Source organism: Pseudomonas sp. zfem004, from assembly GCF_032621715.1.
Classification (GTDB): domain Bacteria; phylum Pseudomonadota; class Gammaproteobacteria; order Pseudomonadales; family Pseudomonadaceae; genus Aquipseudomonas; species Aquipseudomonas sichuanensis.
The window spans coordinates 1-23,336 of record NZ_JAVYJF010000012.1 but is presented as its reverse complement, the minus strand read 5'-3'; the positions used below and the strand labels follow the sequence as shown (position 1 = coordinate 23,336).

Annotated in this window: 24 protein-coding genes; 13 read left to right on the top strand and 11 right to left on the bottom strand. The window is 63.7% G+C overall.

Annotation, left to right across the window (positions count from 1 at the left end; translation table 11 throughout):
* The first annotated feature begins 93 nt into the window (after nucleotides 1-93).
* The 3 genes from RTH46_RS14560 to RTH46_RS14550 are packed head-to-tail and all read left to right on the top strand — an operon-like array spanning nucleotide 94 to nucleotide 1,954.
* The gene (locus RTH46_RS14560) at nucleotides 94-1,083 is read left to right on the top strand and encodes a 2-hydroxyacid dehydrogenase (protein ID WP_316905976.1); all 990 of its coding nucleotides are present in this window, start codon (nucleotides 94-96) and stop codon (nucleotides 1,081-1,083) included.
* A 31-nt stretch (nucleotides 1,084-1,114) separates the two neighbouring features.
* Nucleotides 1,115-1,549 carry a hypothetical protein gene (locus tag RTH46_RS14555; protein ID WP_153785018.1) on the top strand — a complete coding sequence of 145 codons (435 nt, stop codon included), beginning with the start codon at nucleotides 1,115-1,117 and terminating at the stop codon, nucleotides 1,547-1,549.
* Nucleotides 1,550-1,954 (top strand): META domain-containing protein, encoded by a 405-nt coding sequence (locus tag RTH46_RS14550; RefSeq protein ID WP_153785019.1) that lies wholly within the window; start codon nucleotides 1,550-1,552, stop codon nucleotides 1,952-1,954. It abuts the gene before it with no gap.
* A gap of 122 nt (nucleotides 1,955-2,076) precedes the next feature.
* Here RTH46_RS14550 and RTH46_RS14545 read toward each other — a convergent pair whose 3' ends face one another.
* Entirely contained in the window at nucleotides 2,077-2,544 is a 468-nt protein-coding gene (locus RTH46_RS14545; RefSeq protein WP_153785020.1) for a TlpA disulfide reductase family protein, read from the bottom strand.
* Nucleotides 2,545-2,621: 77 nt separating this feature from the next.
* Between RTH46_RS14545 and arsC the strand changes: the two genes are divergently transcribed.
* The 3 genes from arsC to RTH46_RS14530 are packed head-to-tail and all read left to right on the top strand — an operon-like array spanning nucleotide 2,622 to nucleotide 3,983.
* Nucleotides 2,622-2,975 (top strand): arsenate reductase (glutaredoxin), encoded by a 354-nt coding sequence (arsC, locus tag RTH46_RS14540; protein ID WP_153785021.1) that lies wholly within the window; start codon nucleotides 2,622-2,624, stop codon nucleotides 2,973-2,975.
* Nucleotides 2,972-3,577 (top strand): NAD(P)H:quinone oxidoreductase, encoded by a 606-nt coding sequence (gene wrbA / locus RTH46_RS14535; RefSeq protein ID WP_153785022.1) that lies wholly within the window; start codon nucleotides 2,972-2,974, stop codon nucleotides 3,575-3,577. The genes arsC and wrbA overlap by 4 nt, the downstream gene beginning before the upstream one ends.
* Nucleotides 3,570-3,983 carry a DUF2069 domain-containing protein gene (locus tag RTH46_RS14530; RefSeq protein WP_279914534.1) on the top strand — a complete coding sequence of 138 codons (414 nt, stop codon included), beginning with the start codon at nucleotides 3,570-3,572 and terminating at the stop codon, nucleotides 3,981-3,983. The genes wrbA and RTH46_RS14530 overlap by 8 nt, the downstream gene beginning before the upstream one ends.
* Before the next feature lie 83 nt (nucleotides 3,984-4,066).
* On the opposite strand, the gene RTH46_RS14525 is transcribed toward RTH46_RS14530, so the two are convergent.
* Nucleotides 4,067-4,738, bottom strand: coding sequence for a DNA-3-methyladenine glycosylase I (locus RTH46_RS14525; protein ID WP_316905975.1), 672 nt, complete (start codon nucleotides 4,736-4,738; stop codon nucleotides 4,067-4,069).
* Between the two features lie 4 nt (nucleotides 4,739-4,742).
* The gene (gene ttcA, locus RTH46_RS14520) at nucleotides 4,743-5,567 is read right to left on the bottom strand and encodes a tRNA 2-thiocytidine(32) synthetase TtcA (protein WP_125462967.1); all 825 of its coding nucleotides are present in this window, start codon (nucleotides 5,565-5,567) and stop codon (nucleotides 4,743-4,745) included.
* A gap of 264 nt (nucleotides 5,568-5,831) precedes the next feature.
* On the opposite strand from ttcA, the gene RTH46_RS14515 reads away from it, so the two are divergent.
* Nucleotides 5,832-6,431, top strand: coding sequence for a Yip1 family protein (locus RTH46_RS14515; RefSeq protein WP_153785025.1), 600 nt, complete (start codon nucleotides 5,832-5,834; stop codon nucleotides 6,429-6,431).
* Nucleotides 6,432-6,570: 139 nt separating this feature from the next.
* A complete protein-coding gene (locus RTH46_RS14510) occupies nucleotides 6,571-7,065 on the top strand; it encodes a SprT family zinc-dependent metalloprotease (RefSeq protein WP_153785026.1) in 495 nt (164 codons plus the stop codon).
* A 43-nt stretch (nucleotides 7,066-7,108) separates the two neighbouring features.
* On the opposite strand, the gene RTH46_RS14505 is transcribed toward RTH46_RS14510, so the two are convergent.
* The 5 genes from RTH46_RS14505 to RTH46_RS14485 all read right to left on the bottom strand — a co-directional run bounded on the left by RTH46_RS14505 (nucleotide 7,109) and on the right by RTH46_RS14485 (nucleotide 12,523).
* Nucleotides 7,109-7,729 (bottom strand): calcium-binding protein, encoded by a 621-nt coding sequence (locus tag RTH46_RS14505; RefSeq protein WP_316905973.1) that lies wholly within the window; start codon nucleotides 7,727-7,729, stop codon nucleotides 7,109-7,111.
* A gap of 219 nt (nucleotides 7,730-7,948) precedes the next feature.
* Nucleotides 7,949-9,271, bottom strand: a complete 1,323-nt coding sequence (locus RTH46_RS14500) for a dicarboxylate/amino acid:cation symporter (RefSeq protein WP_125462965.1) — start codon at nucleotides 9,269-9,271, stop codon at nucleotides 7,949-7,951.
* 486 nt (nucleotides 9,272-9,757) lie between these two features.
* Complete coding sequence (locus RTH46_RS14495) at nucleotides 9,758-11,104, bottom strand: ATP-binding protein (RefSeq protein ID WP_316905972.1); 1,347 nt, start codon at nucleotides 11,102-11,104, stop codon at nucleotides 9,758-9,760.
* Entirely contained in the window at nucleotides 11,101-11,778 is a 678-nt protein-coding gene (locus RTH46_RS14490) for a response regulator (protein WP_125462963.1), read from the bottom strand. Before RTH46_RS14490 ends, RTH46_RS14495 begins: the two co-directional genes overlap by 4 nt.
* A 139-nt stretch (nucleotides 11,779-11,917) precedes the next feature.
* A complete protein-coding gene (locus RTH46_RS14485) occupies nucleotides 11,918-12,523 on the bottom strand; it encodes an outer membrane protein (protein WP_125462962.1) in 606 nt (201 codons plus the stop codon).
* Nucleotides 12,524-12,655: 132 nt separating this feature from the next.
* Between RTH46_RS14485 and RTH46_RS14480 the strand changes: the two genes are divergently transcribed.
* Together RTH46_RS14480 and RTH46_RS14475 are read left to right on the top strand one after the other, a co-directional pair.
* A complete protein-coding gene (locus RTH46_RS14480; protein WP_153785030.1) occupies nucleotides 12,656-13,447 on the top strand; it encodes a dienelactone hydrolase family protein in 792 nt (263 codons plus the stop codon).
* Between the two features lie 156 nt (nucleotides 13,448-13,603).
* Nucleotides 13,604-14,305: a 4'-phosphopantetheinyl transferase gene (locus tag RTH46_RS14475; RefSeq protein ID WP_316905971.1), complete on the top strand. Its 702-nt coding sequence runs from the start codon at nucleotides 13,604-13,606 to the stop codon at nucleotides 14,303-14,305.
* On the opposite strand, the gene RTH46_RS14470 is transcribed toward RTH46_RS14475, so the two are convergent.
* Complete coding sequence (locus RTH46_RS14470; protein WP_153789002.1) at nucleotides 14,302-15,906, bottom strand: ATP-binding protein; 1,605 nt, start codon at nucleotides 15,904-15,906, stop codon at nucleotides 14,302-14,304. The genes RTH46_RS14475 and RTH46_RS14470 overlap by 4 nt on opposite strands.
* The gene (locus RTH46_RS14465; protein WP_110993002.1) at nucleotides 15,903-16,613 is read right to left on the bottom strand and encodes a response regulator transcription factor; all 711 of its coding nucleotides are present in this window, start codon (nucleotides 16,611-16,613) and stop codon (nucleotides 15,903-15,905) included. Before RTH46_RS14465 ends, RTH46_RS14470 begins: the two co-directional genes overlap by 4 nt.
* A gap of 841 nt (nucleotides 16,614-17,454) precedes the next feature.
* Between RTH46_RS14465 and RTH46_RS14460 the strand changes: the two genes are divergently transcribed.
* Together RTH46_RS14460 and RTH46_RS14455 are read left to right on the top strand one after the other, a co-directional pair.
* Nucleotides 17,455-20,331 (top strand): ribonucleoside-diphosphate reductase subunit alpha, encoded by a 2,877-nt coding sequence (locus RTH46_RS14460; RefSeq protein ID WP_153789003.1) that lies wholly within the window; start codon nucleotides 17,455-17,457, stop codon nucleotides 20,329-20,331.
* A 265-nt stretch (nucleotides 20,332-20,596) separates the two neighbouring features.
* A complete protein-coding gene (locus RTH46_RS14455) occupies nucleotides 20,597-21,847 on the top strand; it encodes a ribonucleotide-diphosphate reductase subunit beta (RefSeq protein WP_153789004.1) in 1,251 nt (416 codons plus the stop codon).
* Between the two features lie 53 nt (nucleotides 21,848-21,900).
* On the opposite strand, the gene RTH46_RS14450 is transcribed toward RTH46_RS14455, so the two are convergent.
* Nucleotides 21,901-22,275: a hypothetical protein gene (locus RTH46_RS14450; protein WP_316905970.1), complete on the bottom strand. Its 375-nt coding sequence runs from the start codon at nucleotides 22,273-22,275 to the stop codon at nucleotides 21,901-21,903.
* 184 nt (nucleotides 22,276-22,459) lie between these two features.
* On the opposite strand from RTH46_RS14450, the gene RTH46_RS14445 reads away from it, so the two are divergent.
* Nucleotides 22,460-22,999 carry a Bro-N domain-containing protein gene (locus RTH46_RS14445; protein WP_316905969.1) on the top strand — a complete coding sequence of 180 codons (540 nt, stop codon included), beginning with the start codon at nucleotides 22,460-22,462 and terminating at the stop codon, nucleotides 22,997-22,999.
* Nucleotides 23,000-23,336: the final 337 nt, after the last annotated feature.

Sequence of the window (23,336 nt, the reverse complement as noted above, 5' to 3'; positions counted from 1 at the left end):
ATCCCGCGATGAGGCCGCCACAGCCGATACAGATCAATAGACGCCCTGCCCGCCTGGCTAGACTGGCAGCGTAGCCATAAAAGGAATACCAGCATGCGCGCCCTGTTGTTCAGCAGCCAGCACTACGATCAGGAAAGCTTCGAGCGTGCCGCCGCTGGCACGGCCCTGGACCTGCACTACCAGCCCGCGCGCCTGACCCTCGACACGGCGGCCCTGGCCTGCGGCTTCGAGGTGGTCTGCGCGTTCATCAACGACGAACTCGACGCCCCGGTGCTGGAGCGCCTGGCGGCTGGCGGCACGCGCCTGATCGCCCTGCGCTCGGCCGGCTACAACCACGTCGACCTGGCGGCGGCGCAACGCCTGGGGCTGGCGGTGGTGCGGGTGCCCGCCTACTCGCCGCACGCCGTTGCCGAGCATGCCGTGGCCTTGATCCTGGCTCTCAACCGGCGCCTGCACCGCGCCTACAACCGTACCCGCGAAGGTGACTTCACCCTGCATGGCCTGACCGGCTTCGACCTGCACGGCAAGACCGTCGGCGTGGTCGGCACCGGGCAGATCGGCCTGGCGTTCGCCCGCATCATGGCCGGTTTCGGCTGCCAGCTATTGGCCTACGACCCCTACCCCAACCCCGAACTGCTGGCCCTGGGGGCACGCTACCTGACGCTGCCCGAGCTGCTGCGCGAAGCCCGCATCATCAGCCTGCACTGCCCACTGACCGAGCACACCCGACACCTGATCAACGCCCACAGCCTGGCCCAGCTGCAACCCGGCGCCATGCTGATCAACACCGGCCGCGGCGCCTTGGTCGACACCCCGGCGCTGATCGACGCGCTCAAGAGCGGCCAGCTCGGCTACCTGGGGCTGGATGTGTATGAAGAAGAGGCGCAACTGTTCTTCGAGGACCGCTCCGACCAGCCGCTGCAGGACGATGTGCTGGCGCGGCTGCTGACCTTCCCCAACGTGATCGTCACCGCGCACCAGGCGTTCCTGACCCGCGAAGCGCTGGATGCCATCGCCGCGACCACCCTGGACAACATCACCCGCTGGGCGGCAGGCAATCCGCAGAACATCGTCGAAGGTTGATGCTAGGATACGCGGCAATTCTGGAGGACCCATGGTCGAACACGATTTCCGCTACACCCTTTTCAACCCGCAACACACCCTGATCGAATGCCGCGCACTGGTGCCGGGCCGTTACCAGGTCACCGGCAACGGCGGCTCGATCCAGAAAAACGACGTGCTGCTGGTCAGCCTCAAGGGCAGCAAGACCCTGTCCATGCGCCTGACCGTGGAAACCGTGCGCCACCTGATCAACCCGAGCGGCCAGTGGGTCGCCGTGGCCAAGGGCCCGGTGTTCAACGAGCTGGAGATCCTGCAATGGCAGGTCAAGTGCGACAGCTGCGACGCCGTGCTGGATTTCGAGTTCGCCACTGAAGCCAAGCTGGGCAAGAAAGGCCACGCGCCGGCCGCCAGTGCCCGCGTGGCGGAGCTGGGCTGGGCCAGCCAGGGCGACAAGCACCTGTGCCCACAGTGTCAGGAGCGCGCTTGAGTGAAACAGCTGTTGAGCGCCGCGCTGATTGCCGGCGGCCTGATGGGTTGTGCAGCGCAGCCTTCGCCCCTGCAGCAGGAGCAGAGCTATGTGCTGGAATGGATCGGTGAGCGACCGCTGATGGATTACAGCCACCTCACGCTCACCCTGGCCAACGATGGCCGCGCCTACGGCAATGCCGGCTGCAACCACTGGTTCGCGCCGTACACGCTGAACGGCGAGCAGCTGAGCTTCGGCAAGGTCGGCAAGACCCGCAAGCTGTGTGCGCCAGCCGTGATGGAGCAGGAGAAACGCTTCCTGCAGGCGCTGGAGACGGTACAGCGCTGGGACGTGTCGCCGATCGAGCAGATTCGCTTCTGGCCGGCTGAAGGCAAGCCGCTGCGCTTCTGGCCTGAGGAAGGCTAAACCCATCGCGGGGCAAGCCCGCTCCCACGGTGTACTTGGACTGCCCCCTAGGGTTGGATTGGTGTCCAACTTCTTGGGGGCAGTCCAACGCGTGGGAGCGGGCTTGCCCCGCGATGTGCCTATCAGGCGCCGCCTTTCAACGCCTTGATCTTCGCCTGCAGCCCTTCAAGCGTCTGCTCGCCCATCAACTGCTCACGCACCTTGCCCTTGTCGTCGATGATGTAAGTCACCGGCAGCGCTTCGCTGCGCGGCAGCTCGTAGCGCTCGGCCGGGTCCTGGGCGAGCACGGTGAAGGCGATGCCCAAAGTGTCGGCGGCGGTCTTGAGCTCGGCGCCCTGCAAGCCATCGAAATTCACCCCGAGCACTTTGATGCCCTGGGCCTCCCACTGCTTGGCCGCAGCATTGAGCTCGGGAATTTCCGTACGGCACGGGCCGCACCATTCGGCCCAGTAGTTGAGCACCAGCCAGTGCCCGTCAACCTGTTCGCTCTTCACCGTATTGCCGTGCTGGTCCACACCGTAGTCTGCACCGCAGCCGCCGAGCAACAGGCTCGCGGTGATGGCCAGTGCAGCTGCCAAACGCCTTGCCATGGGTCAATCCTTCTCGAAGTTTTCAAGCATTGAAGTCGGTTAGAATAGCCGCCACACCCTGCTGGATGCGACCCGTCATGACCGATCTGACCCTGTATCATAACCCGCGCTGCTCGAAATCCCGCGGCGCCCTGGAGCTGCTCGAGGCACGCGGCTTGTCGCCCACCGTCGTGCGCTATCTGGAAACCCCGCCAGACGCGGCCACCCTCAAGCAACTGCTTGGCCTGCTGGGCATCGGCGCGCGCCAGCTGCTGCGCAGCGGTGAAGACGAATACAAGGCCCTCGACCTGGCCAACCCGGCCTTGACCGATGCCCAGTTGATCGAGGCGATGGTCCAGCACCCCAAACTGATTGAACGCCCCATTCTGGTGGCCGGCAGCAAGGCCGTGATTGGCCGCCCACCGGAGAAAGTGCTGGAGATCCTGCCGTGAGCGCTCCGTACATCCTGGTGCTGTATTACAGCCGCCACGGCTCGACCAGCGAGATGGCCCGGCACATCGCCCGCGGCGTCGAGATGGCCGGCCTGGAAGCCCGCCTGCGTACCGTGCCGGCAATCTCCACCGAATGCGAAGCGGTGGCCCCGGACATCCCCGCCAGCGGCGCGCTGTACGCCACCCTCGACGACCTGCGCCACTGCGCCGGCCTGGCCATGGGCAGCCCGACCCGCTTCGGCAACATGGCCGCCCCGCTCAAGTACTTCCTCGACGGCACCAGCAGCCTGTGGCTCGGTGGCGAGCTGGTGGGCAAGCCGGCGGCGGTGTTCACTTCCACCGCCAGCCTGCACGGCGGCCAGGAAACCACACTGCTGTCGATGTTGCTGCCGCTGATGCACCACGGCATGCTGGTGCTGGGCTTGCCCTACAGCGAGTCGGCCTTGCTGGAAACCCGCGGCGGCGGCACGCCGTATGGCGCCAGTCACCATGCCGGGGCCGACGGCAAGCGCGAACTCGATCAACACGAAATCACCCTGTGCCGCGCACTCGGCCAACGCCTGGCGAATACCGCCAAGGCCCTGGGTGGCGAACGTGGCTAAAAAACCCAAGGTACTGCCGCCACTGGACTGGCTGGCGCCACGGGTGCGGCTGACCCGCGCCTTGAGCCTGGCCTGTTTCTTCGGCCTGATCGCCTTGCTGGTGGTGAACAATCTGTGGTTCGCCGACCTGCATGGGGCGCGGGTCGGGGTGATCCTGGCCGTCGAGCTGATCCCCCTGTTGCTGTTGCTGCCCGGCATGCTCAAAGGCAGCGCCCGGGCGCATGCCTGGACCTGCTTCGTGGTGAACATCTACTTCATCAAGGGCGTGCTGGCGGCGTTCGACCCGGCGCGAGCCGTGTTTGGCTGGGTCGAGGTGCTGGTGAGCCTTGGGTTGTTCGTCAGCGGGTTGCTGTTTGTGCGCTGGAAGTTTCAGATCGAGCGGCGTATGGCGGGCGAAGGGAGCTGACTGCTTCGCGGGTAAACCCGCTCCCACAGGGACCTCACAGCATCTGTGGGAGCGGGTTTACCCGCGAAGAATGCACCGCGCAGTCAATGGTTGACGGTATGCGCCAGCATCACCGACAACTGGCACAGCGGCCGCCCACTCTCGGCGTGCCACTGGTTGAACGCCTGCTGCACCAACGCAAGATCGCGCTGGCTGGTCGGCGGCTTGTCGATGATCTTCTGCGCGATCAGCGCGGTCGCCATGTCGTCGGTGGGGATAAAAGTATCCTTGCCGACCATGCGCAAGAAGCGCGGCGCCGACAGCCCGCCCAATTGGTTACCGTGCTTGGCCAGGTACTTCCACAGCCCGACGATGTCGGTCTCTGGCCAATCGGCGATGAACGCACCGAAACTGCCCTTCTCCCTGGCCACATCCAGCACCATCTGCGCATTGCGCGGCACGCTCTTGAGCTTGCCCAGGTGGCGGATGATGCGTTCGTCCTGCATCAGCCGCTCCAGGTGCTCAGCGCCCATCAGCACGACTTTCTCCGGGTCGAAGCCAAAGAACACCTGCTCGAACACCGGCCACTTGGCGTCCACCAGGCTGTGCTTGAGCCCGGCGCGGAACACGCGCAGGGCCAGGGTCGACAGGTAGCGGTCATCGCTGATGTCGCGCAACTGCGCCGGCGTGCGCGGCTGCGGCAGGAAGGCCTCCAGGGCCTGGGCCGAGCCGAAGCGGTTCAGGCAGTACTGATGCAGCCACGTGTAGTCGCGCATGGGCTCAGAGATTCACCACGTCGAGAAAACGCGGGGTGGCGTTTTCGTCGATCGTAAGGCTGGTGAAGTCGAACAGGTTGCGGTCGGCCAGCTGCGACGGCGCCACGTTCTGCATGGCGCGGAAGATGCTCTCGGTACGGCCAGGGTGCTTGCGCTCCCACTCCACCAGCATGTCCTTGACCACCTGGCGCTGCAGGTTTTCCTGCGAACCGCACAGGTTGCACGGGATGATCGGGAATTCCTTCATGTCCGAATAGGCCTGGATGTCCTTCTCGCTGCAGTAGGCCAGCGGGCGAATCACCACGTTGCGCCCGTCATCGGCGCGCAGCTTCGGCGGCATGCCCTTGAGCGCGCCGTTGAAGAACATGTTGAGGAAGAAGGTCTCGACGATGTCGTCGCGGTGGTGCCCCAGGGCCATCTTGGTCGCGCCGATCTCGTCGGCGAAGGTGTACAGCGTGCCACGGCGCAGGCGCGAGCACAGCGAGCAGGTGGTCTTGCCCTCGGGCACCAGCTCCTTGACCACCGAGTAGGTGTCCTTCTCGACGATGTGGTACTCGACGCCCAGTTCCTTGAGGTAGGCCGGCAGCACGTGCTCGGGGAAGCCCGGCTGCTTCTGGTCCATGTTCACCGCGACGATCTCGAACTTGATCGGCGCCACCTTCTGCAGGTGCAACAGAACGTCGAGCATGGTGTAGCTGTCCTTGCCGCCGGACAGGCAGACCATGACCTTGTCGCCATCCTCGATCATGTTGTAGTCGGTGATGGCTTCGCCGGCGAGACGACGCAGGCGTTTTTGCAGTTTGTTCTGGTTGACCGAGAGGGTGCCCATAGCGCTTGGATCCGCGAGGTGTGACAAAAGGCGGATATTTTACGCACAAATGGCGCACCGCTGTAGGCCATTCCGATAAAGACTTCAAGGGAATCAACATCGGGCCTGACAGCGCAATTTGCTCTAAAAAGCCGGTTTTGTGTGGGGAACGGCTTCCTATACTGCGACATAAGGCCACATGACCCTGGCAATCGGTGTTCCTGGCCTCGGGCCGCAGGCGCTCCATCTGGGGGGCGTTTGGCAACGACGAAAGGAGTGACCAGTATGATTCATCACGTTGTTGGGCTGTTCACCCACCCTGACCAGGAGTGGCGGGAGATCCGTGGCGAGGACGAAAGCATCAGCCACATGTACCTGACGCACACGCTGATCCTGGCGGCGATCCCCGCCGTCTCGGCATTCATCGGCACCACCCAGGTCGGCTGGGTGATCGGTGACCGCCCGGCAGTGATGCTGACCATGGAAAGCGCGATCTGGATGAGCATCATGTCGTACCTGGCGATGCTCGCCGGGGTGGCCGTGATGGGTGCCTTCATCCACTGGATGGCGCGCACCTACGACGCCAACCCGAGCATGGCGCAATGCATCGCCTTCGCCACCTACACCGCGACCCCGCTGTTCATCGGCGGCCTGGCGGCGCTTTACCCGCACCTGTGGCTGGGCATGCTGATCGGTACGGCGGCGATCTGCTACACGGTCTACCTGCTGTATGTGGGGCTACCGACGTTCATGAACATTCCATCCGACGAAGGTTTCCTGTTCTCCAGTTCGGTGCTGGCTGTGGGCCTGGTGGTCCTGGTGGCGATCATGGCCGCCACGGTGATCATCTGGGGACTGGGCGTGGGGCCCGTCTACACCAACTAGCACACACCTATTAGATCGACCCGACACGGGAGCATCACCCGAGGCCGCCGCAAGGCGGCTTCGTTTCATCTGCTGACCGGTGGCTCGGCAGGCCCGAAGCGCTTGCGGCATAATGCCCGGTCAGGAGAACCACCCCGCCATGCCCGAGCAGCTCAAGCAACGCGTCGAAACCTGTTACCAGCAAGCCGAAACCTTCTTCAAACGGCCCTTCCCGCGCCCGGAAGTGAGCTTCAAGCTGCGCGGGCAAAAAGCCGGTGTCGCGCACCTGCACGAGAACCTGCTGCGCTTCAACCTGCAGCTGTACCGCGAGAACCAGGAAGACTTCCTGCGCCAGACTGTGGCCCATGAAGTGGCGCATCTGGTCGCCCACCAACTGTTCGGCGACCGTATCCAGGCCCATGGCGAAGAGTGGCAGTTGATCATGCGCGGGGTGTACGAGCTGCCGCCCAATCGTTGCCATAACTATGAAGTGCAACGGCGGGTGGCGATGCGCTACATCTACCGCTGCCCGTGCCCACAGAGTGACTTTCCGTTCACCGCGCAGCGGCACAAGCTGGTGCGCCAAGGGCGGCGGTACCTGTGCCGGCGGTGCCGGGAGATTCTGGTATACAGCGGCGAAACTCGGGTTGAGTAGACACCGCTGCGCCCTTGGCCAGCATCATCATTGGACGGGGATATCAGAGCATCAAATACTCAGCCTTGAAACAGGTAACGCCAACCAGTTGAATCTCGAAATCGGCCTTGAGACTACCCCGCACATTGCCCGACAGCAGTTCATTCTCAAAACGCAACTGACCCGCTTCGGTAAAGGCTGCATCACCGATAAAAGTGAAACCGGCAAGCCCAGTGGACTTTGCCAATCCACGTAGATCAATGCGATCACCCGCCACACCCTTGAAGTCGGTGACGATATCCCGCTGACCACCGACGCCCATATCGCTCAATTTGGCGAACACGAACAGGTCGGCACCTCGACCACCACTCAGCACATCGGCGCCGGGCCCACCCTCGAGCAGGTCATCGCCCTTGCCCCCCACCAGGACATCCTTGCCAGTGTCGCCGATGAGCACATCGGCACTATCTCCTCCGTGCAGATAATCATCGCCCTTGCCGCCATCGAGCACATCACTGCCCTTGCCGCCGAGCAGAATGTCATCACCCTTGCCGCCTTCCAGCTCATCGTGCCCGGCATGCCCCCTGATCACATCGTCCTTGTTGCCACCGAGCAAGCGGTCATTGCCTTTACCACCTTCGAGCAACATCTCGGTTTTGGCTTTTGTATCACTGGGTTTGATCATTACGTTTATTCCCTGTGCAGCGTGAATTGGACGCGCTGCGAAAGGATCGTGCTTTTACTGCCCCTCGCAGCAGGATCAAAATTTAACGTCCGTCGCCCGCCAGCCTGAGGTAACTATTTGTATACAGGGGCAAGAAGTATCCATTGGCATGCAGGGCATCTGCGCAAAAAAAAAGCCCATCCGAAGATGGGCTTTTTATTCTGTACTACAGGCGTTCGATCAACGCGCCGGGCCTTCAGCCACGCCCAGGTCGTCGGTCGGACGGGTCTCGACCAGCGGTGAACCGCCGGAGGCCAGCTCCGACTCCAGCTTGTCGGTATCCAGTTCCTTGACCCACTTGGCCACCACCACGGTAGCCACGGCGTTGCCGATCAGGTTGGTCAGGGCGCGGGCTTCGGACATGAAGCGGTCGATACCGAGGATCAGCGCCAGGCCGGCAACCGGCAGGTGGCCAACGGCCGACAGGGTTGCCGCCAGAACGATGAAGCCCGAACCGGTAACGCCGGCAGCACCTTTGGACGCCACCAGCAGCACCAGCAGCAGGGTGATCTGGTGAGTGATGTCCATGGTGGTGTCGGTAGCCTGGGCGATGAACACCGCAGCCATGGTCAGGTAGATCGAGGTGCCGTCGAGGTTGAACGAGTAGCCGGTCGGGATCACCAGGCCAACCACGGATTTCTTCGCGCCCAGGCGCTCCATCTTGGCCAGCATGCGTGGCAGGGCCGACTCGGAGGACGAGGTGCCCAGCACGATCATCAGCTCTTCACGGATGTAGCGGATCAGCTTGAGCACGCTGAAGCCGTGGGCGCGGCAGATGCCACCCAGCACCACCAGCACGAACAGCACGCAGGTGATGTAGAAGCAGGCCATCAGGTAGCCCAGCTGCACCAGCGAGCCCACGCCGTACTGGCCGATGGTGAAGGCCATGGCACCGAAGGCGCCGATCGGGGCCAGCTTCATGATCATGTTGATGATGTTGAACATGACATGGGCGAAGCGGTCGATCAGGTCCAGCAGCGGCTTGCCGTAGCTGCCCAGGCGGTGCAGGGCGAAACCGAAGATCACCGAGAACATCAGCACTTGCAGGATGTCACCGTTGGCGAAGGCGCCGACCACGGTGTTGGGGATGATGTTGAGCAGGAAGCCAACGGTGGTCTGCTGTGCGCCGGCGGCGGCGTAGGCGGCCACGCTGCTGGCGTTCAGGGTGCTGACGTCGATGTGCATGCCAGCGCCTGGCTTGACCACGTTGACGACGACCAGGCCGATGATCAGGGCGATGGTGGAGACGATCTCGAAGTACAGCAGCGCGTAGCCGCCGGTCTTGCCCACCGACTTCATGCTTTGCATGCCAGCGATGCCGCTGACCACGGTGCAGAAGATGATCGGGGCGATGACCATCTTGATCAGTTTGACGAACCCGTCACCCAGCGGTTTGAGGGCAACGCCGGTTTCCGGATAGAAGTGGCCGAGCAGGATACCGATGGTGATGGCGACCAACACCTGGATATACAGCGATTTGTACAGCGGCTGACGTGTCGTCATGGCTAATTTTTCCTCAAGTGTGCCGGCCCATCCTTCCCAGGATGTGGGGCACCTGAATCGCGAACCCTCCTGCACCCGGAGGGATTTGTCGTTGTGTTCGAGCGCCTGGGCAGGCCTCTGCCAGATGAATAGCAAGGGCGATGCCAAAGTGCCCGCTTGGGGTGCACGGCCAGTGTTTACGGGGTGGGAATGCCCTCGGACGGGGCGTAAATGCAGGTAGGAGATGGCGGATTCCCGCCCGATGGCGGAAAACGTACAGGGCCGGTTGGCGGGAATCCGCCTTGCAGGTGTTCGGCGATGATGGTGGAGGGAGCCACGGTGCGTGGGAGCGGGCTTGCCCCGCGATGAGGCCCGCGCCGGATGGCACCGGCTTCGCCGGTATCGCGGGGCAAGCCCGCTCCCACGCACCGCCTTCCTACACTAGGAAGCGCCTCCCTGGACTAGGAAGCGCGCCCCTGGACCAGGAAAGTAGAGTTCCCCGCAGAATCACTCGAGCCGGAATGCGATACGGAACGCAGCCCCGCCCAACGGCGAATCACCCAGGCTCAGCTCGGCGTCGTAGCTGTCGATGATGTCCTTGACCACCGCCAGGCCGATGCCTTGCCCCGGGTGCTGGCTGTCCAGCCGCTCGCCGCGCTCGAGGATGCGCTCGCGCTGGTCAGGGGGCACGCCGGGGCCGTCGTCCTCGACGCACAGCTCCAGCAGCCCCGGCGCTTCATGCAGGCTGACCCGCACCTGCGACAGGCACAGCCGGTAGGCGTTTTCCAGCAGGTTGCCGAGCAGCTCCAGCAAGGCGCCCTGCTCCATCGGTACCCGAGCCTGGTCCGGGATGTTCAGGCTGACCTCGACGCGCTTGTCGCGGTAGACCTTGGCCAGCGTGCTGCACAGGCTGTCGAGCAGCGGGCCAAGTTGCACCTGGTGGCGCACCAGCCCGCTCTTGCGCAGGCTGGCACGTTGCAACTGGTAGTCGATCTGCTGGCTCATACGCTCGATCTGGCCCTGCAGCACCCGCCCCTGTTCCGGCTCCTGCTTGCCCTGGGCCATGCTTTCGCCCACGCCCTGCAGCACCGCCAGCGGGGTCTTGAGGCTATGCGCCAGGTCGTCGAGCGAGTCCCTGTAGCGCTGGCGCTGCTCGCGCTCGCTGCGCAGCAGGCGGTTGAGCGAGCCCGTCAGGCGCAGCAGTTCACGGGGATGCTCACGGCTGAGCCCCTCGCGCGCGCCCGCTTCAACCTCGTCGAGTTCGACGCTGAGCCGGCGCAACGAGCGCAAGCCCCAGGTCAGGCCGGCCCAAAGCAGCAGCATCAACGCCAGCAAGGCGGCGCCAAAGCCCAGGTAAAGCTTCTCGCGCAGGCCATCGAGGGTGTCCTGGTACTCGCGCACCGGCTGCAGGGCGACGATGCTGAACGCGGCGCTCTTGCCGCCCAGCAACTTGACCTCCACGTCATAGACGAAGAACTCGTCGCCATCGCTTTGGTGGATGCGCGCGAACTCGTTGCCGCGCCCGTCGTAGCGCGGCTGGTAATTGATGTTCTGGTTGCGGGTGGCCCGCGATTGCCAGACCAGCTTGCCCTGGCGGTCGAAGATATAGCCGAGCAGGCCAGTGTAGGGCAGGTTGAAACGCTCGTCCGGCAACAGCGCCGGCATCTGCAACTGGCCGCGCTCGATGCGCGCGGCGGAGATCAGGGTAGTGACATCCGAAGCCAGGCGCTGCTCGATCGACTCCTGCAATGCCAGGCTGAACGCCTTCTGCAACGCCGGCAGCAGCGCCAGCATGAACAGCAACGCCAACAGCGCCGCCGCCAACATCAGGCGCACGCGCAGCGAACGGATCATCGGCAGCGCTCGGTGAACAGGTAGCCCAGGCCACGCACCGTGTCGATCGGCTTGAAGCCCTGCTCGCCCTCGAGCTTGCGCCGCAGGCGGCCGACCAGCACCTCGATCACGTTAGGGTCGCGTTCTTCGTCCCCCGGGTAGAGCTGCTCCATCAGCCGGTCCTTGGCCACCACCTGCTGGTGATGGCGCATGAGGTATTCGAGGATGCGGTATTCGTAGGCGGTCAGCGCCAGCGGTGCGTCGTCCAGGGTTGCCTGCTTGCGGTTGAGGTCCAGCACCAGGGGGCCGGCGGCGATGGTCGACTGGGTGAAACCGCTGGAGCGGCGCAGCAGCGCATTCAGGCGCGCTTCCAGCTCTTCGAACTGGAACGGCTTGACCACGTAATCGTCGGCACCGGCGGCCAGGCCTTCGACCTTGTCCTGCCAGTTGCCGCGGGCGGTGAGGATGAGGATCGGGAAGCTCTGGCCCTGGCTGCGCAGCTGGCGGATCAGGTCCAGCCCGCTCATGCCCGGCAGGCCCAGGTCGATGATCGCCAGGTCGTGGTTGTACTGCTCGGCCTGGTACAGGGCCTCCTCGGCATTGGCCACCGCCTGCACCACATGGCCGCCCTCGCCCAGGCGAGTGAACAGATGATGACGCAGCAGCGCCTCGTCCTCGACCACCAGCAATTTCATGCAACTCTCCTTCTTGGATTGCCTGTGCGATCTCGCGGGTAAACCCGCTCCCACAGGTACTGCATCGCACTATAGGCTTGCGCTTGACCTGTGGGAGCGGGTTTACCCGCGAAAGGGCCGGTACAGGATAACAGCGACCTCAGAACTTGTAGTTGGCCGCCAGGTAGGTCTGTGCGCTGCTGTTCAGGCGCAGGGTTCCGATCTTCGCGCCGTCATGGGGCGACAGCTCGGTGCTGGCGTTGCTGCGCAGGTAGCGGTAGCCCAGCTCCACCGAGGCGTTATCGGTGACCTGCTGCAGCACGCCGCCCTGCAGGCCGACGGCGTAGCCGGTGTCGGTATCGCGGCTGTAGCCGGAGGACTCCTGGGACAGTTTGGTCACGCCCAGCGACGCACCGCCGAACAGCTTGGTGGTATCGCCCACCGGCAGGAACAGGTCGTAGCTGCCGAGCAGGTTTTCCTGGCGCAGCTTGAGGCCGCTGTGCTCGCCCGAGACGTTGTCGTAGGTCAGGTAGTAGCGGCCCTGGTTGTTCATCTGCCCCAGGCGCACGCCCCAGGTACCATCCTTGGCGATGATGCCATCGGTGTTCAGGTGGTCGGTGTTGCTCTGCAGCAGGCCGGACTTGCGGACCTTGTCGCTGGTCTGGCCATAGGTGAGGCTGGCGAAGGTGTCGTCGGCCTGGGCAGTGGTGGCGATGCCAGCGGCGCAAACGGCCATGGCGGCAAGCAGGGTGTTGAAGGTTTTCATAGGTTCGTACTCCAGTTGGATGCGCTGTTTCTGTCTGGGGACTAGAGTAGGGAGGACGCCCTGAACCACCGCTGAACCCGGCCTGAACCCCGGCTGAACGAAATACCCACCGCAAAAGAAGGAGCTTTGCCCATGCGTTCCCTGCTTGCCCTGGCCCTGCTGTGCAGTACCGCCCTTGCCCAGGCGGCGGTGCAGACCCGCGAGATCCCCTACCAGGACGCCGACGGCAAGCGCTACGTCGGCTACTACGCCTACGACGATGCCGTCGAAGGCAAGCGCCCAGGCGTGGTGGTGGTGCATGAATGGTGGGGCTTGAACGATTACGCCAAGCGCCGCGCCCGTGATTTTGCGGCGCTGGGCTACAACGCCCTGGCCATCGACATGTACGGCGACGGCAAGCACACCGAGCACCCCAAGGATGCCCAGGCGTTCATGGCCGAAGCGCTGAAGGACCCTGCCGAGGCCAGCCGACGCTTCGACGCGGGCCTGGAGTTGCTGAAGCTGCAACCGAACACCAACAAGCACCAACTGGCCGCCGTGGGTTACTGCTTTGGCGGCAAGGTGGTGCTCGACGCCGCGCGCCGCGGCGAGAAGCTCGATGCCGTGGTGAGTTTCCATGGCGCACTGGTCACCCAGACGCCGGCCAAGCCCGACGTGATCCGGGCGAAGATCCTGGTCGAACATGGCGAGGCCGACAGCATGGTCACGCCGGAGCAGGTGGCGGCGTTCAAGGCAGAGATGGATGCGGCCAAGGCCGACTACAAGTTCGTCGGGATTCCGGGGGCCAAGCATGGGTTTACCAACCCGGATGCCGACCGGTTGAGCCATGGCGAGCATGGCGGGCCGGACATTGGTTATGACAAGGCGGCGGACGAGAGTTCGTGGAAGGACATGCAGGCGTTCCTCAAGTCGGCGTTTGATTGAGGACCGCAGGGGCCGCTTTGCGGCCCTATCGCTGGCAAGCCAGCTCCCAAATTGCTACGCCGATACCTGTGGGAGCTGGCTTGCCAGCGATAGGGCTGCAAGGCAACCCAAAATATCAGCTCCCCCACCGCCACACCCGCTGGCACAATACCCGCCATGAACAGACTCCCCGCCTGCTGCGCCCCTCTCCAGCACCACTGGCCCCTGCCCCGCCCGGTCCCCGGCGCGGTGCTGGTCAGTTGCGCCTTCGACCCGGCCCGGCTCGCCGCCGATGACTTCCAGCGCGCCGGCATCGCGCAAAGCGCCAGCCTGCAACGCTCGGTGGCCAAGCGCCAGGCCGAGTACCTGGCCGGCCGCGTATGCGCCCGCGAGGCCCTGCAGCGCCTGGATGGCCGCGACTATGTGCCCGCCACTCACGAGGACCGTTCGCCGATCTGGCCCGTCGGCATCCACGGTTCGATCACCCACGGCCAGGGCTGGGCCGCCGCCGTGGTGGCAGCCGACGGCGCCTGCCGCGGCCTGGGGCTGGATCAGGAAAGCCTGCTGAGCGAAGAGCGTGCCGAACGCCTGGCCGGCGAGATCCTCACCCCCGCCGAACTGGAACGCCTGGACCGCAGCCAGCAGGCCCTGGCCGTGACCCTGACCTTCTCGCTCAAGGAAAGCCTGTTCAAGACGCTTTACCCGCTGACCCGACAGCGCTTCTACTTCGAGCACGCCGAGCTGCTGGCATGGTCCGCCGATGGCCACGCCCGCCTGCGCCTGCTCACCGACCTGTCGGCGCAGTGGCGCCATGGCGTCGAGCTCGATGGCCAGTTCTGCGTGCAGGACGGCCACCTGCTCAGCCTGATCAGCGTCTAGTCCCGTGGCTGCTCGCGTGGCCAGCTCAGGCTGAAACACGCCCCGCCCAACTGCTCGCTGCGCCCCACCAGGGCGCGGCCGCCGTGCCAGTAGATGATCCGCCGCACGATCGACAAGCCCAGGCCATGCCCGCCCGAGGCGCGAGTGCGGCTATCGTCCAGGCGAGTGAAGGGGGTGAAGATACGGTCCCATACGCCTTCCGGGATGCCCGGCCCGTCATCCTCCACATCGATACGGCAGCGCTGCTGGCCGAGTTGATAGCTCAGGCGCACCTCGGACTCGGCGTGGCGCATGGCATTGCGCACCAGGTTCTGCAGGGCGCGGTGCAGGTAGCGCGGCTCGGCCTCGACCCAGGCCGCGCCGCCATCCAGCCCATGGCATTCACCCCGCAGCACGCGCACATCGGCGCGCAGTGGGGCCAGTTCGTCAATCACTCGGGCCAGCAGTTCATCCAGGTCCACCGCCTGAAACAGCAAGGCCGGTGCGCCCTGCTCCAGGCGGGCGTAGGTCAGCATCTCGTCGACCAGCTTGTCCAGGTCCTGGATATCGCCGTCCATGCCGGCCAGGTGCTTGGCCCGGGCTTGCTCGGTGCTGGCGCTCTCGATCATCTCCAGGCCGAAGCGCAAGCGCGCCACCGGCGTGCGCAATTCGTGGGACACCGCCCGCACCAGCTCGCGCTGCATGGTCAGCGAACGCTGCAGGTGCTCGGCCATGCCATTGAAGGCTTCGGCCAGGCGCCCGACCGAGTCGGCATCACCGGCCGGCACGCGGGTATCGAGGCTGCCTTGGGCGATGCGCGTGGCAGCCACTTCCAGGCCTGAGACGCGCCGCTCCAACTGACGTACCAGCAGGTAGACCACCAGGCCGATCAGGCACAGGCCAAGAAAGGCGATCAGGATCAGCAACTGCGGCGGGTACGGGTTGAGCTGGTGCAGCGGGCCGATCTCCAGTACCCAGGGCGAGCCGGGCAAGCCCGCAAACACGCGGATCGAGTCACCGTCCCTGCCCAGCGCCATCACCGTGTCGCCCTCCTCCACCCGGCGCCGCTGGTCGTCATCAAGCGCTGCACGCTCGATGCGCTGCAGGGCGATATCGAAACCGAAGCCCTTGCTCTGGCGGATCTGCGCCAGGCGGCTCTGCTGTTCGGTGACCGGGTAACGCACCAGTTCGTCGGCCAGCAGATAAAGGGTGGCGCGCGCCAGCTGCTCGCTGACCTGCTTGACCTCAGCCACCAGCAACTGGTCTTCGCGCCCGACCCGGCGCAGTACCCGGGCGGCATGCGGGCCGGTCTTTTCCACCACCACCAGGTCGCGGTACAGCCGCGCGCGCTGGCCGCCATCGAGGGTGAAGGCCGACAGCGGTTGCAGGCGCAGCGGCACCCCCAGCAAGCGCTCCCAGATCACCAACGAACGCTTGCGCTCTACTTCGTTCTGCTGCGCCAGGTTGTCGGCCATCAGGCTGAAGGTGCCCTGGGCCAGGCCTTCGCGATGCTGGCCGGCACGCACCTCGTTGGCCAGGTGCAGGCTGAGCACGCCGAGCACGGCCACCAGCACCAGCACGGCAAGCATGCCGCCATAGATGCGCAGGAAGATGGAATTCATGGCGCCGGCGCCTGGGCGGCCTCGCCGACGAACAGGTAGCCCTTGCTGCGCAGGGTCTTGATCAGACGCGGGTTGATCGGGTCGTCGCCGATCTTGGGGCGGATCTTGGAGATGCGCACGTCGATGGAGCGGTCCTGGCCGTCGTAACCGACGCCGCGCAACGAGGTGAAGATTTCTTCGCGCGACAGCACCCGCCCGGCGTTGCTGGCCAGCAGCCACAGCAGATCGAATTCGGCGCCGGTCAGCTCGACCAGCTGGCCGCCCAGGCGCGCCTCGCGCAGGCGCTGGTCGATGTGCAGCGGGCCGAAGGCCAGTGCCTGCTGGCGCTCCGGCGCCTCGCTGCGGCGCAGCAGGGCATGGATGCGCGCCAGCAGCAGGCGTGGGCGCACCGGCTTGCAGACATAGTCGTCGGCGCCCTGGTCCAGGCCCTGGACCTGGTCGAGTTCGTCACTGCGGGCGGTGAGCATGAGGATGGGGCCGGCGTACTGGCCGCGCACCCGGCGGCAGATGCTCAGGCCGTCTTCGCCGGGGAGCATCAGGTCGAGGATGACCAGATCGGGCTGGCTGTCGATGATGCGCCGCGCCGCGCGGCCGCCATCGCCTTCTACCGCCACCTCGAAGCCGTTGGCCTGGAGGTATTCGGCGGTGAGCTCGGCGAGGCGCTGGTCGTCCTCGACGATCAGGATGCGGTTGTTCGGCTGATCCATGGCCCTTTAACCCTTTGTTGGTCTTGTTCGGGGGCACTGCTGGCCTGTGTGGGCCCATCGCGGGGCAAGCCCGCTCCCACGCACTGTCTCTTGTGGGAGCGGGCTTGCCCCGCGATGGGCCGCACAGGCACCACAACAGCTTGATTGTGCTGATGATTCCCTTTCACCAAAGAGCAACATCGCCCCCGGATACTACGTTCCGGGCTCACGCCTGCCAATCACCTCGCCCCCCCCTTGGCTGGAGCGTTTTTTGTGATAGGGTTCGCGCCCGCAAAAAACTGCCCAAGGGCGGCGAGACTCAGAAAAATCGTGAAAACCTCTTGGGACAAGGCCTACAGCGACTACCCAGGAATCACACACAAAGTACCCACAACTTATCCACAGGCGCTCGCCTTGCAAAGCCCCCCAGACCGCATTATCTTGTATCCCGATCGCAGCGAACCACTAGATGTTGGGGTTCGAGCAAAATCACACACACAAGTCAACAGGCAAATTCAAGCGAATTTCACCTGCTGAACTTAACGTGATTCCAGCAGCCAAAGCGCTCCTGCGCAGGCGTCCGATGCAAGCCCATTCAGGGCCTTGTTCGGGCATGGGTGTTGCAGGCCAGGCCTGGCATCCATCAGCAACAGATTTTGGGTTCGCCCAGAAACTTTGACTTCGGCCAGGGAGCGGCAGGTTATTGCCCCTTATTCCTGAGTCTGTCCCGAAGTCGGTACGCCCGAGCGGACGGATGCGTGTGCTTCATGCGCATCCCCGCCCGGGCCACCAGGCAAGTGGACGGAACGGTGGGCGCCCAAAAGGCGCCTGAACACTATAGAAACTGTGGAGACACCCACCCATGCAAACCGACACAACTCGCGAGAACCCGCAGGCTTTGGCGCCGCAGGCCGAGTCCAACCAGGACCTGGCTGCCACCGCCCCGGGCCAACTGCGCGTGATCAAGCGTAACGGTACTGTCGTCCCCTACACCGACGACAAGATCACCGTGGCCATCACCAAGGCGTTCCTCGCAGTTGAAGGCGGCACCGCTGCCGCTTCGTCGCGCATCCACGACACCGTCGCGCGCCTGACCGAGCAGGTCACCGCCACGTTCAAGCGTCGCATGCCATCGGGTGGCACCATCCACATCGAAGAAATCCAGGACCAGGTCGAACTGGCCCTGATGCGCGCCGGCGAGCAGAAAGTCGCCCGCGACTACGTGATCTACCGCGACCAGCGCGCCAAAGAGCGCGCCACCCGCGCCAACACCGGCGCCGTGGTCGAGCCGCACCCAAGCATCCGCATCACCCTGGCCGACGGCAGCCTGGCGCCGCTGGACATGGCGCGCCTGAACACCATCATCAGCGAAGCCTGCGAAGGCCTGGCCGAAGTCGATGGCGAGCTGATCCAGCGCGAAACCCTGAAGAACCTCTACGACGGCGTGGCCATCAAGGACGTCAACACCGCCCTGGTGATGACCTCGCGCACCCTGGTAGAGCGTGAGCCGAACTACTCGTTCGTCACCGCCCGCCTGCTGATGGACACCCTGCGCGCCGAAGGCCTGGGCTTCCTGGGCGTGGCCGACAGCGCCACCCACCACGAGATGGCCGACCTGTACGCCAAGGCCCTGCCGGCCTACGTGGCCAAAGGTATCGAGTTCGAACTGCTCAACCCGGCACTGGCCGACTTCGACCTGGAAAAACTGGGCAAGGCGATCAACCACGAGCGCGACCAGCAGTTCACCTACCTGGGCCTGCAGACCCTGTACGACCGCTACTTCATCCACAAGGATGGCGTGCGCTTCGAGCTGCCGCAGGTGTTCTTCATGCGTGTGGCCATGGGTCTGGCGCTGGAAGAGAAAGACAAAGAAGCCCGCGCGATCGAGTTCTACAACCTGCTGTCGTCGTTCGACTACATGGCGTCGACCCCGACCCTGTTCAACGCCGGCACCCTGCGCCCGCAGCTGTCCAGCTGCTACCTGACCACCGTGCCGGACGACCTGTCGGGCATCTACCACGCGATCCACGACAACGCCATGCTGTCGAAATTCGCCGGTGGCCTGGGTAACGACTGGACCCCGGTGCGCGCCCTGGGCTCGTACATCAAGGGCACCAACGGCAAGTCGCAAGGCGTCGTGCCGTTCCTCAAAGTGGTCAACGACACCGCCGTTGCCGTGAACCAGGGTGGCAAGCGCAAAGGCGCCGTATGTGCCTACCTGGAAACCTGGCACCTGGACATCGAAGAATTCATCGAACTGCGCAAGAACACCGGTGATGACCGTCGTCGTACCCACGACATGAACACCGCCAACTGGATCCCTGACCTGTTCATGAAGCGCGTCTTCGATGACGGCAAGTGGACCCTGTTCTCGCCAAGCGAAGTCCCTGATCTGCACGACCTGACCGGCAAGGCCTTCGAAGAGCGCTACGAGTACTACGAAGCCCTGACCGAGTACAACAAGATCAAGGTGTTCAAGACCATCCAGGCCAAAGACCTGTGGCGCAAGATGCTGTCGATGCTGTTCGAGACCGGCCACCCATGGCTGACCTTCAAGGACCCGTGCAACCTGCGCAGCCCGCAGCAGCACGTGGGCGTGGTCCACAGCTCGAACCTGTGCACCGAGATCACCCTGAACACCAACAAGGACGAGATCGCGGTCTGCAACCTGGGCTCGATCAACCTGCCGAACCACATCGTCGATGGCAAGCTGGACACCGCCAAGCTGCAACGCACCGTGAACACCGCCGTGCGCATGCTCGACAACGTGATCGACATCAACTACTACTCGGTGCCGCAAGCGCGTAACTCGAACTTCAAGCACCGCCCGGTGGGCCTGGGCATCATGGGCTTCCAGGACGCGCTGTACCTGCAGCACATCCCGTACGGCTCCGATGCTGCGGTCGAGTTCGCCGACAAGTCGATGGAAGCGGTCAGCTACTACGCGATCCAGGCTTCCTGCGACCTGGCCGACGAGCGCGGCGCCTACGAGACCTTCCAGGGTTCGCTGTGGTCCAAAGGCATCCTGCCGCTGGATTCGCAACAGATCCTGATCGAGGCCCGTGGCCAGAAGTACATCGACGTCGACCTGACCGAAAGCCTGGACTGGGCACCGGTCCGTGCCCGCGTACAAAAAGGTATTCGTAACTCGAACATCATGGCCATCGCGCCGACCGCGACCATCGCCAACATCACCGGCGTGTCGCAGTCCATCGAGCCGACCTACCAGAACCTGTACGTGAAATCGAACCTGTCGGGCGAGTTCACCGTGATCAACCCGTACCTGGTGCGCGACCTGAAAGCCCGCGACCTGTGGGACTCGGTGATGATCAACGACCTGAAGTACTACGACGGTTCGGTGCAGCAGATCGAGCGTATCCCGCAAGAGCTCAAGGACCTGTACGCCACCGCGTTCGAAGTCGAGACCAAGTGGATCGTCGATGCAGCCTCCCGTCGCCAGAAGTGGATCGACCAGGCCCAGTCGCTGAACCTGTACATCGCCGGCGCCTCGGGCAAGAAGCTGGACGTGACCTACCGCATGGCCTGGTACCGTGGTCTGAAGACCACCTACTACCTCCGTGCCCTGGCCGCGACCAGCACCGAGAAGTCGACCATCAACACCGGCAAGCTCAACGCCGTGTCGAGTGGCGGCGACAGCGCCCCGGTCCAGGCCGCGGGCCCTGCCCCGGTACCGAAGGCTTGCGCCATCGACGAGCCGGATTGCGAAGCCTGCCAGTAAGGCTTGGCTGAGGCTTCCCCCGGGAAGCCTCTTTTTTCGTGTAGCCACACGGAACCCTGTGGGAGCGGGTTTACCCGCGAAGAGGCCGGCACTGCCGCCCCCTGCCCCACAGCCAGACACAATAGACCCGGGCGCCAATACCCGGGTCAGCCCCTCGAAGGGCATTCAGATTTGCGTGCACTGCAGTACCCCATCCGGGGCCAAAGCACCGCAACCAAGATCCACCGGCCATACTCAAGATGGCCCTCAAGCAGGAGAACTCACCATGCTGAGCTGGGACGAATTCGATAAAGAAGACGGCGAAGTAGCCGCCAAGGCCAACACCGGCGCACAAGCCGCCGCAGCCGCCACCCTGGACAAGCTCGACAGCGCCGGCGGTGCCGCCGCCCTGGAAGCCCGCGCCGCCACCGCCTCGGACTCCGACGCCGTCAAGCGCGCCAAGGCTGCCCTGGACGCCCTGGACATCGCCGAAGGCCTGGCCGAGCTGGAAGGCTCCTCGGCCCGCGTCGCCGTTGACGAAAAGCGCATGATCAACTGCCGCGCCGACCTCAACCAGCTGGTCCCGTTCAAGTACGACTGGGCCTGGCAGAAGTACCTCGACGGCTGCGCCAACCACTGGATGCCGCAAGAGGTCAACATGACCGCCGACATCGCCCTGTGGAAGAGCATGGACGGCCTGACCGAAGACGAGCGCCGCATCGTCATGCGCAACCTCGGCTTCTTCTCCACCGCCGACTCGCTGGTTGCCAACAACCTGGCCCTGGCCGTGTACCGCCTGATCACCAACCCAGAGTGCCGCCAGTACATCCTGCGCCAGGCCTTCGAAGAGGCGATCCACACCCACGCCTACCAGTACTGCATCGAATCGCTGGGCATGGATGAAGGCGAGATCTTCAACATGTACCACGAGATCCCGTCGGTCGCTAAGAAGGCCGCCTGGGGCCTGAAGTACACCCGCGCCATCTCGGACCCGGAGTTCAACACCGGCACCGTCGAGACCGACAAAGAGCTGCTGCGCAACCTGATCGCTTACTACTGCGTTCTGGAAGGCATCTTCTTCTACTGCGGCTTCACCCAGATCCTGTCCATGGGCCGCCGCAACAAGATGACCGGCGTTGCCGAGCAGTTCCAGTACATCCTGCGTGACGAGTCCATGCACCTGAACTTCGGCATCGACGTGATCAACCAGATCAAGATCGAGAACCCGCACCTGTGGGATGCCGCGATGAAGGAAGAGGCTACCCAGATGATCCTGCAAGGGACTCAGCTGGAGATCGAATACGCTCGCGACACCATGCCACGCGGCGTGCTGGGCATGAACGCGGCGATGATGGAGGATTACCTCAAGTTCATTGCTAACCGTCGTTTGACCCAGATTGGGTTGAAGGAAGAGTATCCGGGGACTACTAACCCGTTCCCTTGGATGAGCGAGATCATGGACTTGAAGAAGGAGAAGAACTTCTTTGAGACTCGGGTTATTGAGTATCAGACTGGTGGTGCTCTGAGCTGGGACTGATCGTCCAGCTAACCAAAAGGCTGCCTTTAGGCAGCCTTTTCCATATCGAAGGTTCACTCGTCTGAGTCAATCTCCTCACCATTAGATGGAAGCTCCAATACTGCCTGCTCGAGCTTTTCTGCTTGGGGGTTCCCATGCGCCAGCCAATCATATGCGAATATTCGCATTTGATCTCGAGCATAGTCCGCAGCTTTAGCCCCGATAAAACCACGCCCTGGCAGCCCCGAACTTTTTTGAACAACCAAAAGTGTTAGAGGTGGCAGATCCTGCAGAATGCAATACGACTGTATAGGTTCCAGTAACCTGCCCATACCTGCTGCAGGAACTCCAATCAACCGAGAGAGCATCCCATACGTAAGCGACTGTCGGTTACCTGCCGCCAATGCAAGCACCGCCCATATCTGACTGGCTCTTTCTGATCGATTCATGAGACTTCCTATCTCTGGTTGAGTAGCCAAGAAGTATCATAACGCCACCATTACTTCAAAATGTGTTCCTGAATTGACGAAGTAGATGCCGTCTTCTAGTTTGGCTGGTCAGCGCTTAAGAACGCTCACGCAGCGGAATCCCGTTCCCGTTAGAAACGGCTCTCCTGATTCTGGAAGGCCAATCATGGAAAACCATTATTCCTCCACCCTCTTCACCCGCCACAACCGCCCCCTCCACACCCTTTGGCTCGAATCCCAAGCCTGGTTCTGCGCCCACGAACTCGGCCGGATGACCGGGCGCTTCTTCGACGAACACTGCATCCGCAAGCTCGACCCGGACCAGCATCGCACCTTGAAGCTGCTGCGCTACGGCCAGTACAGCGAAACCACCATGGTCAGCGAGTCCGGGGCCTATACCCTGCTGGCCCATCATCACATTCCAGAGAACCGCCACCTGCGCCACTGGCTGACCCATGAGGTGGTGGCGGTGCTGCGCGATGGCCAGGACTCGGCGCTGGACGACCTGCCGCGCCTGGGCAGGATGTGCTGGCCGGGTGGGCATACGGCGAGTCTGTTGTATTGGCAGAGCGAGCCTTGGGTACGGATGCGGGATATGCCGGTGGTGATGGCGGCGGAAGTGCCTTTGGCCATGACTGCGAAGCGCAAGCTGAGCTGGAGGGAATGTGCGCAGCGGGCGTTGCGGTTGCATGGGGTTGGGGATTGAAGATACCTGGGGCCGCTGTGCGGCCCTTCGCGGGTAAACCCGCTCCCACAGTTTATTTCGGGCCAGTCTCTCCTGTGCCATCACCGTGTCCGCCATGTGGGTACGACGCGGAATCAAGGTGGGCACTGCCGGCGCCTCGCCTGACTCAAGGCATGCACCAAGGCAGGCGCCGGTACTTTCACAGGAATAATTGGCCCGAAACAAATAATGAAATGGCTACCCCCGCCTCACCCTGTGTCAGCCCCTAAGCTTTCACAGGGTGCCTATTCGGAGTGCAACGCCATGAACAATGTCGCCATCGTCGCCATCGACTTGGGAAAGTTAAGCTTCCATGTCC

Bases quoted from the DNA above. Each gene is read 5' to 3' on its own strand.
- RTH46_RS14560 (WP_316905976.1), top strand. From the start codon at position 94: ATGCGCGCCCTGTTGTTCAGCAGCCAGCACTACGATCAGGAAAGCTTC.
- RTH46_RS14555 (WP_153785018.1), top strand. From the start codon at position 1,115: ATGGTCGAACACGATTTCCGCTACACCCTTTTCAACCCGCAACACACC.
- RTH46_RS14545 (WP_153785020.1), bottom strand. From the start codon at position 2,544: ATGGCAAGGCGTTTGGCAGCTGCACTGGCCATCACCGCGAGCCTGTTG.
- arsC (WP_153785021.1), top strand. From the start codon at position 2,622: ATGACCGATCTGACCCTGTATCATAACCCGCGCTGCTCGAAATCCCGC.
- RTH46_RS14525 (WP_316905975.1), bottom strand. From the start codon at position 4,738: ATGCGCGACTACACGTGGCTGCATCAGTACTGCCTGAACCGCTTCGGC.
- ttcA (WP_125462967.1), bottom strand. From the start codon at position 5,567: ATGGGCACCCTCTCGGTCAACCAGAACAAACTGCAAAAACGCCTGCGT.
- RTH46_RS14515 (WP_153785025.1), top strand. From the start codon at position 5,832: ATGATTCATCACGTTGTTGGGCTGTTCACCCACCCTGACCAGGAGTGG.
- RTH46_RS14510 (WP_153785026.1), top strand. From the start codon at position 6,571: ATGCCCGAGCAGCTCAAGCAACGCGTCGAAACCTGTTACCAGCAAGCC.
- RTH46_RS14505 (WP_316905973.1), bottom strand. From the start codon at position 7,729: ATGATCAAACCCAGTGATACAAAAGCCAAAACCGAGATGTTGCTCGAA.
- RTH46_RS14500 (WP_125462965.1), bottom strand. From the start codon at position 9,271: ATGACGACACGTCAGCCGCTGTACAAATCGCTGTATATCCAGGTGTTG.
- RTH46_RS14495 (WP_316905972.1), bottom strand. From the start codon at position 11,104: ATGATCCGTTCGCTGCGCGTGCGCCTGATGTTGGCGGCGGCGCTGTTG.
- RTH46_RS14490 (WP_125462963.1), bottom strand. From the start codon at position 11,778: ATGAAATTGCTGGTGGTCGAGGACGAGGCGCTGCTGCGTCATCATCTG.
- RTH46_RS14485 (WP_125462962.1), bottom strand. From the start codon at position 12,523: ATGAAAACCTTCAACACCCTGCTTGCCGCCATGGCCGTTTGCGCCGCT.
- RTH46_RS14480 (WP_153785030.1), top strand. From the start codon at position 12,656: ATGCGTTCCCTGCTTGCCCTGGCCCTGCTGTGCAGTACCGCCCTTGCC.
- RTH46_RS14475 (WP_316905971.1), top strand. From the start codon at position 13,604: ATGAACAGACTCCCCGCCTGCTGCGCCCCTCTCCAGCACCACTGGCCC.
- RTH46_RS14470 (WP_153789002.1), bottom strand. From the start codon at position 15,906: ATGAATTCCATCTTCCTGCGCATCTATGGCGGCATGCTTGCCGTGCTG.
- RTH46_RS14465 (WP_110993002.1), bottom strand. From the start codon at position 16,613: ATGGATCAGCCGAACAACCGCATCCTGATCGTCGAGGACGACCAGCGC.
- RTH46_RS14460 (WP_153789003.1), top strand. From the start codon at position 17,455: ATGCAAACCGACACAACTCGCGAGAACCCGCAGGCTTTGGCGCCGCAG.
- RTH46_RS14455 (WP_153789004.1), top strand. From the start codon at position 20,597: ATGCTGAGCTGGGACGAATTCGATAAAGAAGACGGCGAAGTAGCCGCC.
- RTH46_RS14450 (WP_316905970.1), bottom strand. From the start codon at position 22,275: ATGAATCGATCAGAAAGAGCCAGTCAGATATGGGCGGTGCTTGCATTG.
- RTH46_RS14445 (WP_316905969.1), top strand. From the start codon at position 22,460: ATGGAAAACCATTATTCCTCCACCCTCTTCACCCGCCACAACCGCCCC.